The following is a 1,440-nucleotide window of genomic DNA, read 5'->3' on the forward strand; positions in this document are numbered from 1 at the left end:
TTCGGGAAGCGGCCCGGGAAAACGGAACAACCCCAACGGTTGTCACCGCGTCCCGGGCCGACTTTCACCGACCGGCCCGGGAGACGGTGATCCGGTTCATCGCCGAACACAAGGACCACCAGGTGGCCGGCCCCGACGGTGGGGCTGGGCTGCGCTGGGGTGTCGAGCCCATGTGCGCCGTGCTGTCCGAGCATGGCGTGCCGATCAGTCCGTCGACCTATTACGAGTGGATGTCCAAGACTCCGACGCGTCGCCAACTGCGTGACGCCGAGATGGTCGAGATCATCACGGCGGCAAGGGAAGACAAAAAGAACGGTCGATTCGTCCAGACGCTGGGGTCACGCAAGTTGTGGATTTGGCTGCGCGGACAGGGCCATGATGTCGCCCGCTGCACGGTGGAGCGGATCATGCGCGAACAGGGTTGGGAGGGCGCGCGTTACGGGGCCAAGCACAAGACCACTATCGCCGACGAAAGCCATGTCAGATATCCGGATCTGGTCGACCGGCGATTCTATGCGTGTGCACCAAATCGGTTGTGGGTAGCTGACTTTAGCTATGTGTGGACGTGGATGGGGTTCGTCTACGTGGCGTTCGTCATCGACGCCTACAGCCGCCGGATCGTCGGCTGGCGCGCGGCCAGATCGATGACCACCGACCTGGTCCTCGACGCCGTTGAGCACGCCTTCTTCACCCGTGCCCAGGAAGGCAACACCACCTTGCGCGGGCTGATAGCTCACAGCGATGCGGGCAGTCAGTACACCTCGGTGGCCTTCACCCAGCGGCTCATTGACGAAGGTGTCGACCCTTCGGTCGGATCGGTCGGTGACGCCCTGGACAACGCGTTGGCCGAGACCACCGTCGGGTCGTTCAAGAACGAAGTCATCCGCCGGCAAGGGCCATGGCGTGACGTCGACCAGGTCGAGGTGGCGACCGCCCAGTGGGTGATGTGGTTCAACACCGAACGTCCTCACGAGTACCTCGACGACTTCACCCCAGAGGCTGTCGAGAAGCTCCATTACGATCACAGACGCACCCCACCAAAGGCAGGGTGATTCAACGAAAACAGTCTCCGGACTCACCGGGACGGGTCATTATGCCGACTTCAGCAGCCCGTCCACCCCCACCACCGGGGCAGATACCGGCCAGGTCGGCATAATCCGGACGTCGGCGTAATGAAACTTATGCCGACGTCGGCATAAGTTTCACAAACAGGCGAATGTCCTTGCTGCGCTGCCAAAGTCAGCGCATCCGGCAGCGCTGGCGGCCATCAAGGACATCTACAACGCCGAGGACATCGACAGGGCTCAGATCGCGATCTGGGGTTCCCCCGAAAAAGTAGACACGGTTAGCTTGCTTCCGTGGCGGCACGCAGCGTGCGTTCATAGTCGATAGGTGAGCGCATTCCAAGTGCTGAGTGCCTTCGATCATTATTGTAGAAAA

Annotated in this window: 1 protein-coding gene; it reads left to right on the forward strand. The window is 61.5% G+C overall.

What is annotated here, in order from left to right; translation table 11 throughout:
- Window positions 1–1,052: IS3 family transposase (locus BST27_RS30390; protein ID WP_249025748.1), on the forward strand; the 1,052-nt coding region annotated here is incomplete at its 5' end.
- Window positions 1,053–1,440: the final 388 nt, after the last annotated feature.

This window comes from Mycobacterium intermedium (assembly GCF_002086275.1).
GTDB classification, from domain to species: domain Bacteria; phylum Actinomycetota; class Actinomycetes; order Mycobacteriales; family Mycobacteriaceae; genus Mycobacterium; species Mycobacterium intermedium.